The sequence below is a fragment of the Psychrobacter sp. DWR1-2-3 genome (assembly GCF_049896465.1).
GTDB classification, from domain to species: domain Bacteria; phylum Pseudomonadota; class Gammaproteobacteria; order Pseudomonadales; family Moraxellaceae; genus Psychrobacter; species Psychrobacter maritimus.
Window position 1 is genome coordinate 91,592 of the sequence record NZ_JAFCUJ010000004.1, and the last position, 19,210, is coordinate 110,801.

General features: G+C 39.7%; 16 protein-coding genes. All 16 read left to right on the forward strand.

Features of this window, described 5'->3' with window-relative positions; translation table 11 throughout:
* Positions 1 to 35 precede the first annotated feature (35 nt).
* The 16 genes from ACP7AA_RS08990 (at position 36) to ACP7AA_RS09065 (ending at position 19,075) form a co-directional block, all read left to right on the forward strand.
* The gene (locus ACP7AA_RS08990; protein ID WP_426223338.1) at positions 36 to 2,300 is read left to right on the forward strand and encodes a GNVR domain-containing protein; all 2,265 of its coding nucleotides are present in this window, start codon (positions 36 to 38) and stop codon (positions 2,298 to 2,300) included.
* A 77-nt stretch (positions 2,301 to 2,377) separates the two neighbouring features.
* Entirely contained in the window at positions 2,378 to 3,655 is a 1,278-nt protein-coding gene (gene tviB, locus ACP7AA_RS08995) for a Vi polysaccharide biosynthesis UDP-N-acetylglucosamine C-6 dehydrogenase TviB (protein WP_426223339.1), read from the forward strand.
* A gap of 39 nt (positions 3,656 to 3,694) precedes the next feature.
* Entirely contained in the window at positions 3,695 to 4,738 is a 1,044-nt protein-coding gene (locus tag ACP7AA_RS09000) for an NAD-dependent epimerase/dehydratase family protein (protein WP_426223340.1), read from the forward strand.
* A 148-nt stretch (positions 4,739 to 4,886) separates the two neighbouring features.
* Positions 4,887 to 6,686, forward strand: a complete 1,800-nt coding sequence (locus ACP7AA_RS09005; RefSeq protein WP_426223341.1) for an ABC transporter ATP-binding protein — start codon at positions 4,887 to 4,889, stop codon at positions 6,684 to 6,686.
* Between the two features lie 22 nt (positions 6,687 to 6,708).
* Positions 6,709 to 7,731 (forward strand): glycosyltransferase family 2 protein, encoded by a 1,023-nt coding sequence (locus ACP7AA_RS09010; RefSeq protein ID WP_426223342.1) that lies wholly within the window; start codon positions 6,709 to 6,711, stop codon positions 7,729 to 7,731.
* 341 nt (positions 7,732 to 8,072) lie between these two features.
* The gene (locus ACP7AA_RS09015; protein ID WP_426223343.1) at positions 8,073 to 9,410 is read left to right on the forward strand and encodes a DUF4910 domain-containing protein; all 1,338 of its coding nucleotides are present in this window, start codon (positions 8,073 to 8,075) and stop codon (positions 9,408 to 9,410) included.
* Positions 9,411 to 9,779: 369 nt separating this feature from the next.
* Positions 9,780 to 10,778 carry a UDP-N-acetylglucosamine 4,6-dehydratase (inverting) gene (gene pseB, locus ACP7AA_RS09020; RefSeq protein ID WP_426223344.1) on the forward strand — a complete coding sequence of 333 codons (999 nt, stop codon included), beginning with the start codon at positions 9,780 to 9,782 and terminating at the stop codon, positions 10,776 to 10,778.
* Positions 10,779 to 11,945 (forward strand): UDP-4-amino-4,6-dideoxy-N-acetyl-beta-L-altrosamine transaminase, encoded by a 1,167-nt coding sequence (gene pseC / locus ACP7AA_RS09025; protein ID WP_426223345.1) that lies wholly within the window; start codon positions 10,779 to 10,781, stop codon positions 11,943 to 11,945.
* A complete protein-coding gene (locus ACP7AA_RS09030; RefSeq protein ID WP_426223346.1) occupies positions 11,942 to 12,826 on the forward strand; it encodes an aldo/keto reductase in 885 nt (294 codons plus the stop codon). Before pseC ends, ACP7AA_RS09030 begins: the two co-directional genes overlap by 4 nt.
* Positions 12,823 to 13,722, forward strand: a complete 900-nt coding sequence (locus ACP7AA_RS09035; RefSeq protein ID WP_426223347.1) for a Gfo/Idh/MocA family oxidoreductase — start codon at positions 12,823 to 12,825, stop codon at positions 13,720 to 13,722. The genes ACP7AA_RS09030 and ACP7AA_RS09035 overlap by 4 nt, the downstream gene beginning before the upstream one ends.
* Positions 13,719 to 14,474, forward strand: coding sequence for an SDR family oxidoreductase (locus ACP7AA_RS09040; protein WP_426223348.1), 756 nt, complete (start codon positions 13,719 to 13,721; stop codon positions 14,472 to 14,474). Before ACP7AA_RS09035 ends, ACP7AA_RS09040 begins: the two co-directional genes overlap by 4 nt.
* Entirely contained in the window at positions 14,468 to 15,172 is a 705-nt protein-coding gene (locus ACP7AA_RS09045) for a cytidylyltransferase domain-containing protein (protein WP_426223349.1), read from the forward strand. Before ACP7AA_RS09040 ends, ACP7AA_RS09045 begins: the two co-directional genes overlap by 7 nt.
* Entirely contained in the window at positions 15,169 to 16,275 is a 1,107-nt protein-coding gene (pseG, locus tag ACP7AA_RS09050; protein ID WP_426223350.1) for a UDP-2,4-diacetamido-2,4,6-trideoxy-beta-L-altropyranose hydrolase, read from the forward strand. The genes ACP7AA_RS09045 and pseG overlap by 4 nt, the downstream gene beginning before the upstream one ends.
* A gap of 16 nt (positions 16,276 to 16,291) precedes the next feature.
* A complete protein-coding gene (locus ACP7AA_RS09055) occupies positions 16,292 to 16,939 on the forward strand; it encodes a formyltransferase family protein (RefSeq protein WP_426223351.1) in 648 nt (215 codons plus the stop codon).
* A complete protein-coding gene (pseI, locus tag ACP7AA_RS09060; RefSeq protein ID WP_426223352.1) occupies positions 16,929 to 17,990 on the forward strand; it encodes a pseudaminic acid synthase in 1,062 nt (353 codons plus the stop codon). Before ACP7AA_RS09055 ends, pseI begins: the two co-directional genes overlap by 11 nt.
* A gap of 185 nt (positions 17,991 to 18,175) precedes the next feature.
* Positions 18,176 to 19,075, forward strand: a complete 900-nt coding sequence (locus ACP7AA_RS09065) for a glycosyltransferase family 52 (RefSeq protein ID WP_426223353.1) — start codon at positions 18,176 to 18,178, stop codon at positions 19,073 to 19,075.
* Positions 19,076 to 19,210: the final 135 nt, after the last annotated feature.

Here is a 19,210-nt window from a genome sequence, read left to right on the forward strand (position 1 = left end):
TAATTGATGAAGACATAGTTATGGATAACAATGTTATGGATAACCATTCAAAAGATTTATCTAGACACAATACTGACAAAGATAATGATCTACTGGGTCTGCTTTTAGTATTACTACGCGGCTGGAAAATCATTGCTCTGTTTGCAATTTTGGGTTTAATAATAGGGGTGTTATATGTTCGCTACGAAAATCCCACCTTTAAATCAGATGCACTGATTCAAATTGATGAAACTTCCCAAAACTTATCAGGTCTAGGGTCGAATATAGCAGAGCTATTGCCACCTGATGATAGTTCAATGCAAGCGCAGATTAAGCTAATCAGATCGCGCATGGTTTTAGAGCCAGTGGTGGATTTGCTTCATTTGGGTATTAGGTTGAATGATCCGGCAGTTAGTAAGATAGATAGAATAAAAAACAACCAAACAAACGTGCAAATGAATACTGCTGATGGTGTTGTACTCGAGACTAGCGATGGTCGAGTACAAGTGAGTCAGTTTAATGTGTCAGAAGATTATTTAGATAAAGCCTTTACTTTATTAAGAACTAACACAGGCTTTGTTTTGAGTAGTGGTAGTGAGGAATTTAAGGGACAGTTGAACAAAGCCCATCGTTTCACAGGTAAGAGCGGTCTCATTGAAATTATGGTTAATGAGCTACCTACTGGTAAACATCCTATCGATATTACCAAGCAATCACTGCAAATCACCACGGACTCTATCAATAGTGCCTTATCAGTAGTGGAAGAAGGCACTAAGACCGGTATTATCGAACTGTCTTTGTCAGGTCTAAATCAAAAGCAAGTCAGCCTGATATTAGAACATATTGTACTGTCTTATAGTGCACAGAACCAAGCACGTAGCTCGGAACAAACTATCAAGACTATTGAGTTTATGAAAAAACAAATTCCGGCCTTAAAACAAAAACTCAAAGAATCAGAAGCGATATTTAATAAATTTCGTGAGAATTCTGGCACCATTGATGTAGCACAAGAAGCATCAATATTGCTCAGTGAAAACGCTGGACTTGATACACAAATTAGTGAGCTTAAGCTAAAAAGAGCAGATCTAACAACTTACTATACCAATGATCATCCGTTGGTCATTCAGATAAACGAACAACTTAGCGTATTGAATGCTAGAAAGCAGCAAATCGACGATACCATTAGTGCGCTACCAGAAGTACAGAGAGAGTTTTTGACACTCTCTGAGGATGTAAACATCGATAGAGAGATTTATCTCACTATCCTTAAAAACTACGAGCAGCTAAAAATTGTCAAAGCAGGTGAGGTCAGCGCCGCCCGTATCATTGATTTGCCTATCAATACCAATAGAGTCATCACCCCTAAGAAACAATTAATAATGACGTTAGCCACTCTAGCAGGTGCTCTGCTAGGTGCTTTATTAGTATTCATTATGCAGATGCTTAGAAATGTCGTTAAAGACCCTGAACGTATTGAGTCTAAAACAGGAGTGCCAGTCATCGCCACAATTCCACGCTCTGCTGTATTATCACGATTAAGTATTAACAAAAAAGCAGCCCCTCGTATGCTGGCTCATGTTGATAATAGTAGCTTGAGTTATGAAGCAATCAAAAGCCTTCGAACCAGACTTATATTAAGTATGCCAACGGTGATTTCAGATAGCCAAAAGGCAAAAGTACTTTTGTTAACTGGGGAAAGCCCGGACGTTGGCAAGTCGTTTATCTCTGCTAACTTGGCAGAAGTCTTTGCTCAGCTGAACAAAAAAGTTTTGATCATAGATGCTGATATGCGTATGGGTGAGCTGCACAAGGTTTTTGGTATGAGTCAATATGATGGCTTAGCAGATTATCTGTTGCTAGACGATAACAGTTTGCAACTTAACCAACTTAGCAAGAGCGCCGTTACTCAAATAGTTAATGACGTTTCTGATTTTAGTCTAGAGAACTTTATTCATCCTAGTGGTATAGACCATATTGACTTCATGCCACGTGGAAAGCATCCAAGTGATCCTGAATCGCTACTAATCAGCGAAAAGTTTGATGCTCTGTTAACAGAATTAAAGTCTCAGTACGACTATATTATCATCGACTCACCACCATTATTGGCCGCTTCAGATGCAATGGTGTTAGCTCAGCATGCAGACAAAGTACTCATGGTAACCAGATACGATGCTTCAATGGAAAAACAGTTAATCTATGCCGTTAAGCAAATGCATGAATCTGATATCCAAGTAGATGGCATTATTCTCAACGATGTCAGGCAAGGTCTGATGAGTAAATATAGCTATAATCATCGCTATGCCTATGACGACAGTCGCTAATATGGTGTTGTTACTGTTACATTTTCAATCAAGCTGGTTAATCAGGTTCTTCAAAAACGGTCAGGTGGTAGAACTCTATGATAAATATAAATAAGCTAAAAATAGCAGTAATTGGTTTGGGGTATGTCGGACTTCCTCTAGCAGTTGAGTTCGGCAAGCAGCATTCAGTGGTAGGTTTTGACATTAACGCTAGCCGCATTGCTGCACTAATGGCAGGTACAGACCATACCTTGGAGGTTAGTGATGAAGAGCTAGCTGTAGCGATACATTTACGCTATAGCTCAGATATCCAAACGCTCAAAGACTGTAATTTCTTTATTGTAACTGTGCCGACACCTATCGATAGCTCAAAGCAACCTGACTTGACGCCACTAATCACGGCCTCAAAGGCCATAGGTTCGTTACTAAAGAAAGATGACATTGTGGTCTATGAGTCTACAGTCTATCCTGGCGCGACCGAAGAGGTTTGTGTGCCAGTACTAGAAGAAGTATCTGGGTTAATCCTTAACCAAGACTTTTATGCAGGTTATAGTCCTGAGCGTATCAATCCGGGAGACAAAGAGCACTGCGTAACTAATATTTTAAAAGTAACGGCTGGATCGACACCTGAAGTTGCTGATTTTATTGATGAAGTTTATAACTTAATCATTACCGCGGGTACGCATAAAGCACCCAGTATTAGGGTCGCAGAAGCAGCCAAGGTCATCGAGAATACCCAAAGAGATGTCAATATTGCCCTGATCAATGAGCTAGCGGTAATCTTTAATAAGATGGGAATAGATACCGAAGCGGTGCTCAAGGCAGCGGGAACCAAATGGAACTTTTTACCGTTTCGTCCCGGACTTGTCGGTGGTCACTGTATTGGTGTTGATCCTTATTATCTGACTCATAAGGCGCAAGCTATCGGCCATAATCCTGAGATTATATTGGCAGGTCGGCGTTTGAATGACAGTATGGGTGAGTATGTTGTCACACAGTTGGTCAAAACCATGATCAAAAAGCGCATACAAATTGAAGGTGCTAAAGTTTTGGTTTTAGGACTCAGTTTTAAAGAAAACTGCCCAGATGTGCGCAATACTAAAGTCATCGATATTATACATGAGCTACAAAAGTACAACGTCGAGATTGACGTTCATGACCCTTGGATAAATGCTAATGAAGCTAATCGGGAATACAGTATTACTCCTATCTCTCAACCTGTATCAAATCAATATGACGGTATTATTTTAGCGGTCGCTCATGAGCAGTTTATCAAGATGGGCATAGAGAAAATAAGAGCGTTAGGTAAAGACAATCATGTTCTCTATGATCTAAAGTATTTGTTTACTAAAGAAGATACTGACATACGCCTTTAAACATCTAGAGCAATCAAAGTAATTTGGGAGACATTTACTATGAAAGTAACCGCCTATCAACAAGTTACAGAATCGTTAGTTAATGAACCAAAAACTTGGCTCATCACAGGGGTTGCAGGGTTTATAGGTTCGAATCTACTTGAGAGTCTGTTATTACTGAATCAAAAAGTCGTGGGTTTAGATAATTTTGCCACAGGATTTCAACACAATTTAGATGAAGTTCAATCTGTGGTAACTGCTGAGCAATGGCAACGTTTCAACTTCATGGAAGGTGATATACGCAATTTAGCAGACTGCCAAAGCGCTTGCGCAGATGTTGATTATATTCTCCATCAAGCGGGACTAGGTTCAGTGCCACGCTCTATCGCAGATCCTATTAATACTAACGAAACCAACATCTCAGGTTTTTTAAACATGCTGGTCGCCGCTCGCGATGCGAAGGTGGCAAGCTTTACCTATGCCGCTAGTAGCTCGACTTATGGTGATCATCCTGCATTACCAAAGGTTGAAGAAGCCATTGGTAAGCCTTTATCACCCTATGCTGTGACCAAATACGTCAATGAGCTATATGCCGAAGTTTTTGCTCGTACTTATGGTTTTCATACTATTGGCCTGCGTTACTTTAATATCTTTGGTAAGCGCCAGACCCCGGACGGTGCTTATGCGGCGGTGATACCTAAATGGACCGCAGCCATGATCCAAGGCGATGATGTTTATATCAATGGCGATGGTGACACCAGCCGAGATTTTAATTTTATTGAAAACGCGGTACAGGCCAATATCTTGGCAGCAACTGCCGATGATGATGCCAAAAACCAAGTCTATAATGTCGCTGTCGGTGGTCGTACCACGCTCAACACTTTATTTACAGCACTAAAAGATCACTTAAGCATTAATGGCATAGATTATAGCCAAGCGCCTATTTATCGTGACTTTAGAGAAGGCGATGTGCGCCACAGTCAGGCTGATATTAGTAAGATCCAAAGTGCATTGGGTTATGATCCGCAGTTCGATGTTGTTCAAGGCGTAAAAAAAGCGATGCCTTGGTATGTTACTTTTTTACAAAATAGCTTGCATGGTTGATACTAAATAAAATAGAGACGTTACGTTATGAAGCAGGACTGGTATAAACGTTTCTGGCGTGCGGTGCCTAAGCGGACAGAGGATGCAAAAAATTGATCTCAGTCCCGCTGTATCTTTTTATATTGAACTTAATATAGTTGCATAAGTTATGTTGAAAGTAATCAAACAGCTCTTTGTTCTGCTGACCGATAAACAGTTAAAGCAGTTTTATATATTGCAAGTGCTGGTCGTTATTATGGCGTTTACAGAGCTATTAGGGATTGCTTCTATAGCCCCTTTTATGGCTTTAGTTGGTGATATTAGCATACTAGAGACCAATGGCGTTTTTGCACAGTTGTATCAGCTGTCTGGTCTGAATAATCCTATGGATTTTTTATTCTATACTGGTGTGATCGTCCTAGTCATGTTGACATTTTCTACTGTCATTTCTATGTTTACAACTTGGAGACTATCAATTTTTGGCGCGCGTATCGGTACTGAGATTGCGGATCGTCTCTATACCTACTATATGCAGCAAAGCTGGCAGTTTCACGCCAGCGGTAGTAGTGCACAGCTGACTAAGCAGGTATCTACAGAGGCAGCAAGGATAAGCTCACAAATTGTCCAGCCACTCATGATAATGAATTCAAAGCTAGTCTTGGCACTATTTATATCTATCAGTATCGTGATTTATGATCCAGTAATCGCGATACTGGGACTATTCATATTTTCGTTAGCATACTTTGTACTATATAGATTGGTGCGACAAAAATTAGAAAGTAACGGTCAACAGCTGTCTGAAGTGTCGACCCAACGTTTTAGACTCATGAACGAAGGGTTTGGCGGTATTAAAGACGTCTTACTGTTAAACCGTAGCCATGATTTTATCACTCGGTTTCATGATAGCGGTAAAGTCTTCGCTCGTGCTCAAGGAACCAATATAGCTATTAGCCAAGTACCACGATACTTTATAGAGCTTATAGCCTTTGGTGCGATGATTTCATTGGTATTGGTGCTGATTAAGGTACATTCTGGTAATTTAGGGGAAGTCTTACCAATCTTAGCTGTTTATGCTCTAGCGGCATTTAAGTTGTTGCCAGCTCTACAACAAATATATTCTAGTCTATCTCAGATTAAAGGTAATACTGCTGCGTTTGAAGCAGTCAAAGATGATTTAGAAAGATCATTTGATAGTCAAAAAACTAGCAGTGATACCGTCGTATCCACACCAATTGATTTGAAAAGAAGTATTAAGCTTAGCAATATAGAGTTCAGCTATCCTGGTAAAGAGAGACCTGCCGTGGACAGCGTAAATATGAGTATCCCTGTCAATAGTGTGATTGGTCTGGTTGGTTCATCAGGCTCTGGCAAATCAACTTTGATAGATTTATTGCTTGGTTTGCTGACCCCGCAACAGGGCGGTATATATGTCGATGACATTCGCATCACTGCAGACAATAAACGAGCATGGCAAGATCTATTGGGATTTGTACCACAAAGTATTTTTCTGAGTGAAGGAAGCATCGCTGAAAATATTGCCTTTGGTATTCCGGCAAAAGATATCAGCCTAAAAAAAGTTAATAAAGCGTTAAAGTTAGCCAATCTGACAGAATTGGTTGAGCAACTGCCAGACGGTGTCAATACCAGAGTAGGTGAGCGCGGCGTACAGCTCTCAGGTGGTCAGCGGCAACGTATCGGTATTGCGCGCGCACTTTATCATGAAGCAGAGGTGTTGGTATTCGACGAAGCAACCAGTGCATTAGATGGTATTACTGAAAAGATAGTCATGGACGCTATCCATGAGTTCAGTGGTCAAAAGACTATTATTATGATTGCGCACCGTCTAAAAACGGTAGAGAAGTGTGATCTTATCTACTTTATGGAACACGGAAAAATAATTGATCATGGGACCTATCAGGAACTTGTGGTACGTAATGTAAAGTTCAAAGAAATGGCTAAATACGCTTAGCGTTACTGACGGGAGCTCTAATATGTACTTAAGTTTGATTATCCCGTTTTTCAATTCAGCACATAAATGCAAGAGACTTCTTAAACGTGTAACAGCAATAACGTCGAGCGATCCCGATCTCGAGGTTCTTTTAGTTGATGACGGCTCAACTGACGACACTTATCGTTTACTTACAGATTTTAGAGATAGCTTGCCACAGGCTAATATAATCGCAATAAAACAAAAAAATAAGGGTCCTGGTGGTGCTAGGAACACGGGGTTGAAGCTCGCAAAAGGTGAATATGTTTGGTTCGTCGACTCTGATGATGACATAACAACTGAGGCATTGGCATTCATAAAGCAGAACTGCGATCATCAGTATGATTTTATCGATTTCAATGTTATAAGCTCAGATAGTATTCCTATCAATAGAATGGGCGTGGTGGCAGGCAGCTATAGAGATAGACAAGAAGTTCCTCATATACTTTTTAGTAGGTTTATGTCTCAAACGTGCAAAGCTTTTAGGCGAAAGTTTTTAATCGAAAACCAGGTTTATTATCCTGAATACTGCTATTACGAAGACATCCCATTGGCATTTACCCTCCCGCTTCTCGTCACGAGTTTTTTAAAAACAGACATCGTTGGCTATCTGTATCATCAAGAATTCGCTTCTATTACTAGAGGTAAGATAACGCTAAAATCACTTGATCGTCTTTATACATCAACTTGTGGACTGAGAGAAAGCTTGACACTTGCCAAAACTGATATGGAAATCGATATCATAAAGCAGCGTTTTATTCAGCTGTACTTGATAGACAGTGCTGAGATGTTCTTTAGTGTAGTGCCCAATAAAGGGTGGGTAACTATTTGGCGAATTATGAGCGAATATCGCAGATTGGCTAAGCAATTCAATATAAGCCTAAGCCTAAGCCCTTTTCATCTCATTAATGAAAAGAATTATCAATATAAACTGTATTTCCGTGCACAGTGGCTTATGTCTTTTATATTGACAGGTGATCAGACGGCTTACTTTGAGGGGATAAGAAAAAAAGAATGGAATTTATAAACTGATATAAAGCTATTTACTTTATTACAAGCGTAGCGCTTTTATTTTGAATCGACTATAGATATCTACTAAACCTTTATATTTTTGCCTCCTAATGTATTAGTCCTTTATCTTCGTTAAAAACCAAACTATAAACATAAACAGGATTAAGTAAATTACCTTATAAATATTATGCTAATATATTCGGAATATAGAATATATTTCTTTATAAAACAAGTATTTTGCAGCATAGTTTTAGTGATTAAGCATTTATGTGCTGTAAGTGAGGGGTTTCATTTCAGCGGTATTAAGGTCGAATAAAATAAGGGATATTCTTAATGAGGCTAAAGGAGAACTAGGTAATGAAAAATATTGGTATAGAAATGCACAAGCTTTGTGAAAAGCTTTTTCCGATATGTCGTAGCATAACTGGCGCAGGCTTTCGAGAATCCTTAAAGATACTAAAAAATGATATGCAATTGAATGATTTAAATGTGTTTGAGGTTGCAACTGGTACCAAATGCTTTGATTGGGAAGTCCCAAAAGAGTGGAATATTAGAGACGCCTATATCATTACTCCTGATGGCAAAAAGATATGTGATTTTCAAGTTTCTAACCTTCATGTGGTTGGCTACTCTATACCCGTAAATCAAGAAATATCGCTCGAAGAATTGCAGAAGCACCTGTACTCATTACCAGAGCAACCGAATGCGATACCCTATATAACCTCATACTATCAAGAAAGATGGGGTTTTTGTATCACTCAACAAGAGAGGGACACGCTCAAACCAGGTACTTATAAAGTATATATAGACAGTGATTTACGCGAAGGAAGCTTAACCTATGGTGAGTTGATCATTCCAGGGAAAACAGAAGAAGAGGTCTTTTTATCAACCTATTTGTGTCATCCCTCAATGGCAAACAATGAGCTATCAGGACCAGTGGTAACGGTATTTTTGGCAAAGTGGCTTTTAAGTTTGCCATTTAGAAAATATACTTATCGTATTATTATCATCCCTGAAACTATTGGCTCAATCACATACCTCAGTCGTCATCATGAAGCGATGAAACAAAACATTATTGCTGGCTTTAATATTACCTGTGTAGGTGATGATAGGGCTTACTCATATTTGCCCTCCAAAACCGGTGACACGTTAGCGGACCAAGTGGCAAAACATGTTTTAATCCACACGCATCCAGAGTTTGTCAGTTATTCTTTCTTAGACAGAGGAAGTGATGAAAGACAGTACTGTAGCAAGGGTATAGATCTGCCGGTATGTTCAATTATGAGGACAAAGTATGGATGCTATCCAGAGTATCACACCTCTTTAGATGACTTGGAGTTGGTCACTGCTACTGGGCTGCTTGGTAGTTATGAAGTGCTAAAAAAATCGATTGAATGTCTTGAAGCTAATGAAGTACTTGCAACAAACTTTTTATGCGAACCACAACTTGGCAAGAGAGGTTTACATCCCACAATCGGTACCAAAGACAGTAGCTTAGTTGTCAAAAATATGATGGATTTTCTGGCTTACTGTGATGGAGTAAGCACAAATCTAGAAATAGCAGAAAAAATAAACGCCCCATTATGGGCGTTGCAAGATACTATAAATAAGCTGAAAGCGGAAGATTTATTGATAAGTGTTGACTTGGTGTCAGATCATGACGATCGTTATGAATATTCAAAATTGCTAATTTGACCTTTATATTAATTACTAATCTGCTTACTTTTCCACATTGAACACTGTGACCTATATTTTTCTAAATTGTTTTTTCTAAATTGTTTTGACTGTAGGTAACTGTAATTTCTTCTAATCAATAAAGAGCTTTGGTTTAAATGTATGAATAATCATATGTTTAGGCCAGAGCTCTTTTTTTTGATGACTAATTTTTGTCATTTATATTAGGTTTAATTTATTTTTACTGGTTATATATTTAAATATTGATATTAATAAATATATATATGCTTTATTTTGCATATTGATGTGTGTTATAGTTTTGTTAAGTTTATTACAGAATAAATAATAGAATAATATTTGGTAGTCTTGCAACTGGTAGAGGGATTTTACATGTTGACTAATAGCACTATTCTGATCACCGGCGGTACAGGTTCATTTGGCAATACTTTCTTACCAATGACCTTAGAGAAATATAATCCTAAAAAAATTATCATCTTTTCACGTGATGAGATGAAGCAGTGGGATATGGCGAAAAAATTCGTCGGTGATGATAGGGTGCGCTTCTTCATCGGCAATGTCCGTGATAAAGAGCGCTTATATCGTGCATTAGACGGCGTTGATTATGTTGTCCATGCTGCTGCTACCAAAATTGTGCCTACCGCTGAATACAATCCCTTTGAATGCGTAAAAACCAATATCAATGGTGCCATGAACTTAATTGATGCCTGTATTGATAAAGGGGTTAAAGGTGTGGTTGCGCTATCTACCGATAAAGCCAGTAGCCCGATCAATCTTTATGGTGCTACTAAGCTTGCTTCCGATAAATTGTTCGTAGCGGGTAACGCTTATTCTGGAGAGCATGGTACTAAGTTTTCAGTTGTACGTTATGGCAATGTCATGGGTTCTCGGGGCTCAGTGATTCCTTTTTTCATGTCTATTAAAGATAAAGGTGTGCTACCGATTACAGACGACCGTATGACCCGTTTTATGATTTCATTAGAAGATGGCGTTAAGTTAGTTTGGCATGCATTCGAAGATATGATTGGTGGCGAGATTTACGTCAAAAAAATACCTTCCATGAAGATGGTGGATTTAGCTCGAGTAGTTGCACCAGAAGCCAAGCAAGAGATTATAGGCATTCGTCCCGGTGAGAAACTGCATGAACAAATGATCAGTAGTGAAGACGCTCACTATACCTATGAGTATCCTGAGCATTTCAAAATTTTGCCGCTGATACATAACTGGGCAGCATGTCCAAAACGAATCAAAGATGGCAAAAAAGTACCTAAAGGTTTCGTGTATGCCAGTGACAGTAATTCCGAGTGGATGACTGATATCGATTTACAAAATTGGCTGGAGATAAACTACGAAAAAATAGGGAGTATATAAATGATTCCCTATGGCCGCCAAGACATCAATCAGCAAGATATTAATGCGGTTGTTGACGTGCTTAAATCAGATTTTTTGACCCAAGGCCCTCAAGTCCCTGCATTTGAACAAGCTATTATAGAGGCGTGTGATGCCAAGTATGCTGTTGCTGTTAATAGTGCGACATCGGCATTACATATCGCATGTTTGGCTTTAGGGTTAGGCAATGACGATTGGCTTTGGACAACACCAAATACTTTTGTCGCTTCAGCAAATTGTGCTCTGTATTGCGGTGCCAAAGTTGATTTTGTTGATATCGATCCTCGCACTTACAATCTTTGCGCGAAACAATTAGAGAAAAAGCTTATTGCAGCGCAAAAGGTAGGAAAGCTACCCAAAATAGTGATCCCTGTGCATTTCAGTGGTCAATCATGTGATATGCAAGCGATCCATGAGTTGGCTAAAAAATACGGTTTTAGCATCATTGAAGATGCCTCACATGCGATTGGCGGTAAGTATAAGGGTGAACCTATTGGTAATAGCCGCTATAGCGACATCACCGTATTTAGTTTTCACCCTGTAAAAATAGTGACGACTGCGGAAGGTGGCATGGCTGTTACCAACAACGCTAAGTTAGCAGAACAGTTAAATCTGTTACGCAGCCATGGTATCACTCGTGATGAAGAATTAATGACTAAAGCTGCGGATGGCCCTTGGTATTATCAGCAGATTGAACTTGGCTATAATTATCGAATGACAGAGTTGCAAGCCGCTCTTGGGCTATCACAAATGCAACGGTTAGAAGCGTTTGTTATCAAGCGTCACGAGCTAGCGTCTCGCTATGACAATCTACTTCATGATCTACCAATTATCTTACCGTGGCAACACCCCGACAGTTATTCAGCTAGGCATTTATACGTCATTCGTCTGCAATTAGAACAAATTAACATCACCCATCTTGATGTATTTAATGCGCTGCGGGCAGCAGGAATTCAAGCTAATCTGCATTATATCCCTGTACATATGCAGCCCTATTATCAAAAGATGGGGTTTGCGTCTGGTCAATTCCCTGAAGCGGAAAAGTATTATAAAGAAGCAATCAGTATCCCCTTGTTTTCAGCGATGACTGAAGGGCAGCAGGACACTGTGTGCTCGACGCTGAAAACCATATTGAGTAAAGAATCATGAATAGCCTAGCGCACAGTCACAAGCTTGCGCTAGGAACAGCGCAGTTTGGACTGTCATATGGTCTTGCCAATATGACAGGTAAAGTATCTAAAGATACTGTCGGTAAGTTACTTAATATGGCAGGTGCATCTGACATAAGTATGCTCGATACAGCCATTAGTTATGGAGATAGTGAAACGGCTTTAGGGTTGCATAACCTTGCAGCATTTAATCTGGTAAGCAAGCTACCCGAGGTACCGCCTGATTGCGTAATGGTAGAAGGATGGGTGACAGAACAAGTGCATGCCTCATTAAGGCGGTTAAAAATCAATAAACTCCATGCTTTATTACTGCATAGACCAGCCCAACTGCTTGAGCCAGTTGGAGAGGCGTTATATAAGTCATTATCAACACTCAAAGAGCAGGGGTTGTTGGGACAAATCGGGGTTTCTGTTTACAGTCCCAATGAGTTGTCCCAACTTATCGAGAGATTTAATTTTGATGTTGTTCAGGCTCCTATGAATATATTTGATAGGCGCATGGAGAACACAGGAATGCTTAGCCAACTAAAAAAAACAGGGGTAGCGATACACATTAGATCGGCTTTTTTACAGGGCCTTTTATTGATGCCAAGCGAAAGGATTCCAGCATATTTTGCCCCTTGGTCTGACCTCATTAATGCCTATCAAAACTGGCTAACCGAAAATAAACTCTCTCCTTTGCAGGCCTGTCTGAGCTATCTACATCAGCAAAGGGATATCGATAAAATTATAGTTGGCGTAGATAATGTTTGGCAGCTGAAACAAATAATTGCTGCAATTGATACTCCCATCACTGACATTCCTGACTTCTTACAATCTACAGATGAAGGTTTGCTTAATCCGTCGAGGTGGCAGCGATGACATTAAAATTGGGAGTCATCGGCTCATCTGCAGGTAATGGGCATCCTTATTCTTGGAGCGCTATCTTTAATGGTTATGATTCGGTGGAAATGGAAAAATGTGGCTATCCTGTCATACCACGTTATTTAGAGCAGCAACAATGGCCTGCGAGTCAAATAAAAGAGGCAAGAGTTACTGCTATTTGGACGCAAGATATCGCACTTTCTCGGCACATTGCTAAAGCCGCAAAAATCGAGCACGTTGTGACTTGTTATACAGATATGATTGGGCAAGTAGATGCCGTTCTGTTGGCGCGTGATGATGCCTATCATCATTTGCAGTATGCCGAACCATTCTTACGTCAAGGCATCCCTATTTATATAGACAAACCCATTGCACTATCTATTAATGATTTAGATAGGTTATATGCATTAGAACAATATTCAGGTCAGATTTTTACCTGTTCAGCGCTCAGGTATAGCAAGCAATTGACATTGAGTGAAGTAGATAAGCAAAAACTGGGCAGCATTAAACAGATCACCGCGTTTACCCCTAAATCATGGTCTAAATATGCTGTTCATATTATTGAGCCTGTGCTAAACATGCTCTCTGAGGGTGACGAGATAGTCGAAATGACTGCTCCTGCCTATCATAGAAGTGATGGCTCGGGTAGCCTAATGGTTCGCTGGGAAAGTGGTATACAGACCAATTTTTTTGCGCTTGGTAATGGACAGTCTCCAATCTCGATTAGAGTATTTGGTACGGATAGTTGGATGGACTTTACATTTACAGATTCGTTCTCAGCTTTTAAAACGGCTTTGCAAGCTTTTATATTCGGCATACAAGAAAAAAAGGTAATGTCAGACAAAGCATTTAATACAAGGGTCGTTCAGTTGCTTGAAAGAGGTTGCCAATGATAGAGACAATCTTGATTACTGGTGGTACAGGTAAATTCGGCAGGCAATTTGTCAAGCACTTTGCAACTAAGGGCTGGCAGGTGTTATTTACGACGACCTCTCAAGATAATGCCGATAGTTTAATAAAAGAGATAGTTGGCGACTGTTGTTTGATGCCACTAATAGTTGATTTTACTAAGCCGCAAGCAGTACAGGACATCATTAAGCAAGTTCAAGACTCTGGCTATACCATTAATCACTTGGTAAACAATGCGCGTAGTTTGGATTTTTTGCAGACAGACTCATTAGGTCAGACAAGCCGCGAAGATTTTTTAGCAGAGTATTTGATGGACGTCATCGTGCCTTATGAGCTATCAATAGGGCTGTTCAATACTCAGCCAAATGAGCTAAGGACAATCACTAATATAGGCTCTCAGTATGGTGTCGTCGCTGCCAACCCTGCTTTATATGAGGATTATCCAAAACAGTCGCCGATTCAATACAGTGTTGCCAAAGCAGCATTGATACATTTAACAAAGGAGTTGGCTGTACGTTTTTCTGATTTCGATATAAGGGTTAATTGTATTGCCTATGGCGGTGTCAGCGGTCGCGTCGATGATAGCTTTGAAGCCAGATATGCAAAGCTTACGCCAAGCGGTCGTATGCTATCCGAGTCAGATCTCATAGGGCCTCTAGATTTTTTAGTTTCAGAAAACTGTAAAGCAATCAATGGTCAAACCATTCAGGCTGATGGTGGGTGGACATTATGGTAAAGCGTAGAATTGCCATTATTCCTGCTCGCGGCGGGTCGAAGCGAATCCCGAAAAAAAACATAACCGATTTTAATGGTCTGCCGATGATTGTATGGACGATTAAAGCGGCGGAAGAATCTAAATTGTTTGATCGAATCTTGGTATCTACCGATGATTCAACGATAGCTGAGATGGCTATAAACGCTGGTGCGGAAGTACCTTTTCTGCGTACTGATTGCGCTGATGATCACTCCACAGTAAGTGAGGCTACAACATTTGCTTTACAGCAGGCTATGGACTATTGGCAAGAAGAGTACAACGTGGTGGTTCAGTTGATGGCTAACTGTCCATTGCGTACCAGTGAAGACATAAAAACATTGGTGTCGGTATTTGAAACAGAGCAGCGCACCGCTCAGATCAGTTGTTTTGAATATGGGTGGATGAATCCGTGGTGGGCGGCGACGATTGATAAGTTAGGCAGACCCAAGCAGATTTTTTCTGACACTCTGACTCAACGTTCTCAAGATTTACCCAAGCTCTACTGTCCAACGGGTGCTATTTGGATATCTACAGTGAAAGCGTTGTTGGCTCACAGAACGTTCTACTCACCAGATCACACATTTGAGCCTATATCATTAAAAAGCGCCATGGATATAGACAGCTATGAGGATTTAAAGATTGCAAATGCATTATTACTAGTCAGTGATTACTCGCCATGACAGCAAAAGAGTACAAGATTGTCTTTCGTTGTGATGCTTCTATTCAGATAGGATCTGGTCACGTCATGCGCTGCTTGACTTTAGCTGATGAGCTATCTAGGCAAGGAGCTGAGAGTTTTTTTATATGCCGTCAGCATGATGGAAGTTTGATTGAGATTTTACAACAGCGTGGGTATCAAGTGTATACGCTTCCTTTAGAGCATGGCTTAGGTATTGAGTCAGAAAGTAAGGCTACACTTGCTCACGCTGATTGGCTGGCTAGTACACAACACAGAGATGCGGAATTAAGTATCTCGATAGTAAAGGCGATACAACCTGATTGGTTAATCGTTGATCACTATGCACTAGATGAGAATTGGGAAAAAAGACTGCAACCTTATTGCAAAAAGCTAATGGTTATCGATGATTTGGCAGATCGGAAGCATGATTGTGACGTCTTACTTGACCAAAACTTTGGTCGTGATCCGCAAGACTATGCCGCCTATGTTAATGAAGATTGTGAATTACTGTGTGGATCTAACTATGCATTACTCAGGCCTGAATTTGCAGAGTGGCGAAGATACAGCTTAGAGCGGCGTCAGCATAATAAATTGGCAAGTATTTTGATTAATTTGGGTGGGGTTGATAAGGATAATATTACAACCAAAATCCTGAAAGGACTGCAAACGAAATCTTTACCCGATCACTGTTCAATGAACATCGTTATGGGTTCAACATCACCATGGATTGAAGCAGTAAAACAACAAGCTGCAATGATGCAGTGGCGTACGGTAGTAAAGGTAGGGGTAGATAATATGGCTGAGCTAATGGCTAATAGTGATTTGGCTATTGGCGCCGCAGGGTCAACCTCATGGGAGAGATGCTGTTTGGGACTGCCGACCATTATGTTGGTTTTGGCAGATAACCAACGGGATATTGCTAACGTATTAGAAGATGTAGGAGCCGCACTGACCTTTAATATAAATAAGCTGGAAGCTGAGCCATTAGCACTTGGACAATGTATCGCCTCAATCGTACCTAAAATGAGAGCAATGAGTAGGGTAGCTAGTGCGGTTACTGATGGGCTAGGAGTAACACGGCTATCTAAAGTTTTACTCCGATAGCTCTAAAGGAAATGTTATGAAAATCAGCTTCTTATGTAGTAATCCTAGACACCCCGTCAACGACTATCTATATGCATGGATAAAAAAGAACAATAGCAAACATGAGATAGAGCTAGTACGTCAGAAAAAGGATCTGTCCGGAGGTGACATATTATTTCTCATTTCCTGTACAGAGATTATAAGTAGGCAAGAGCGCAAGGCTTATATTAGCTGCTTGGTACTGCATGCCAGTGACTTACCTAAAGGTAGGGGTTGGAGCCCTCATATATGGAGCATTATAGAAGGTAAGGAGGAGATAACTCTGACACTACTAGAAGCTAATGATGAGGTAGATAGCGGAAGAGTATGGAAAAAATTAAATTTTCAAGTACCCAAACATGCACTATGGAATGAAATTAATGCTCAGTTATTTGAAAAAGAGATTGAGTTAATAGATTTTTCGGTTAGTAACTTTAAGAGTGTCTCACCTAAGCCACAAGATCCAAATATAAAACCGACGTATTATCCAAGGCGGACACCAGATGATAGTGCAATTGATCCATTTAAAAGTATTGAGAGTCAGTTTGATAAAATTCGAGTCTGTGATCCTGATCGATTTCCTGCGCATATAGAGCTGTATGGAAAGAGATATAAGATTATTTTGGAGAAGGTAGATGACAAATAATATTCATATTGATGGTCGCATCATAGGTCGTAATCAAGCTCCTTATATCATTGCTGAGATGTCGGCAAACCATAATGGTCAACTTAATGTGGCTCTGCGTATTATAGAAGAGGCCAAACGCGCCGGTGCTGACGCCATTAAAATGCAAACGTACAGGCCTGATACGATTACTTTAAAGTCAGACTTGCCGGATTTTCAAATTTCAGATGGCTTATGGGCTGGGCGTACTTTATATGATTTGTACGAGTGGGCTCATACCCCTTGGGACTGGCATAAGCCACTGTTCGATTATGCTCGTCAGTTAGGTATTACGATATTTAGCTCCCCTTTTGACAGCACCGCTGTAGATCTACTCGAGGATCTAGGAGCACCTGCATACAAAATAGCTTCTTTTGAAGCAGTTGACTTAGCATTGATTAAGTACGTTGCTAGCACTGGCAAGCCGATGATTATATCTACTGGTATGGCCAGTGCCGAAGAGATAGAAGAAGCGATAGATGCTGCACGTGTAGGCGGCTGTAAGGAGCTTGCTATTTTGCACTGTGTCAGTGGTTACCCAGCGCCTGCTGCAGATTATAACCTGCGTACTATTGCAGATATGGTAGAGCGGTTTGGGTTGGTCACAGGTTTATCTGATCACACTCTTGATAATACCACAGCAATCACAAGTGTCGCCCTTGGAGCTTCTATCATCGAGAAGCACTTCACCCTTGATCGTAATGGTGGCGGACCTGATGACAGTTTTTCATTAGAGCCTGCAGATTTGGCCGCCTTATGCCGTGATACCAAAACAGCTTGGCAGGCGCTTGGGCAGGTAGATTACAGCCGAAAAGCCAGCGAAAAAACCAACACTAAGTTTCGGCGCTCATTGTATTTTGTAAAAGATATGGCAGAAGGCGATACCATCACTGAAGATTCTGTACGCAGTGTGCGTCCTGGATTTGGTTTGGCGCCAAAGTATCTAGCTAACATTATAGGTAAAAAGGTAACACGAAACGTTAATGCCAACACTGCTATTACTGGCGATACTGTAGAAGGGTTTTTTGAATAAAGACCATAAAAATAATGAGTGTTTTTTTATATAGCTTATAAGTATATGTATTAATATTATCTTGAATTTGAAATAATTTTCATAGCCTTCGAAAAAAAATAACTAATAACTAATATTTTAATAGATTGTAATACGGTATTTATATTTAAGACGGTCGAACGATTGAATATGTTGGAGTGTATAAGATGGATGTGTTTATCGTAAGAACGAGACTACAGTCCTTAATTGTTGAAAAAATAATAAATGTAGAAAATATGAGTAAATATATCTTAGTATTTTGTTATCTTGATAATAAATATGAAGATGACTCTGAATATTATACTACTTATAAAAGAATCAGGAAGAATGCCTTTTTTACTATAAACGTATTTTGCAGTAGTAAAATTTCGGTCAACTTTACAAAGTTTGCTTTAGCACAGTTAATGGCATTTATAACTAAAGGTAGAGTGTTTTTAGCGGTAATTGATAGCTATCCTTTCGCGCTTTCAAATATATTTTTTCCTAGTTTAGAGGTTAATACATTCGACGATGGCTCATATAATGTAATTAAGTCTTCAAAGTATTTTGATGAGACAGCTCTCGCTAGAAAAGGAATTAAAGGGTTTATTTCTAAAATGGTTTTCCCTAATGGAGGAGCTAAGTATCTAAGAGACAGAACCAAGCGTCATTATACCGTTTTCCCTGATTTAGAAAACATTGTAGAAAAAAATAGAGTAGTCAATCTTGATTGGGATTGGAGTGAGCTTTTAGACAGTAGAGACTTAGAAAAGTTGGCGACAAATACTGATACTATTTTATTAGGAACCGCCTTTCAGGATTTCAGTATTAAACAGCAAGTAAAGCTTAAAGAAAATATAATGAAAATCATTGAGGATGTAGGGTTGTATATAATGCATCCGCGTGAAGAGCATTGGTTAAAGTATTCTAAAGTGGTTAAATTGCATAGCCCTGCAGAAGCAGTACTAAAGTATATACAAAGCGCTAATAATAACGAATTAACAGTATACCATATTGACACAACAGTCTCTTATTCCTTAAAAAGTAATAAGCATATTAGGTTTATTGACTTGCTTTCTGAATTTTGATTAATGGTATTAAATAGGGGGGGTTATAGGCTGTTTCAATATGTGAAATTATACGAGTTATAGAAAGTATTTCCATGAGTATGAAGAAAAATACGTAACAAGAATTTTAGAAAGAATCTGCTTAAAAGAGGCTAA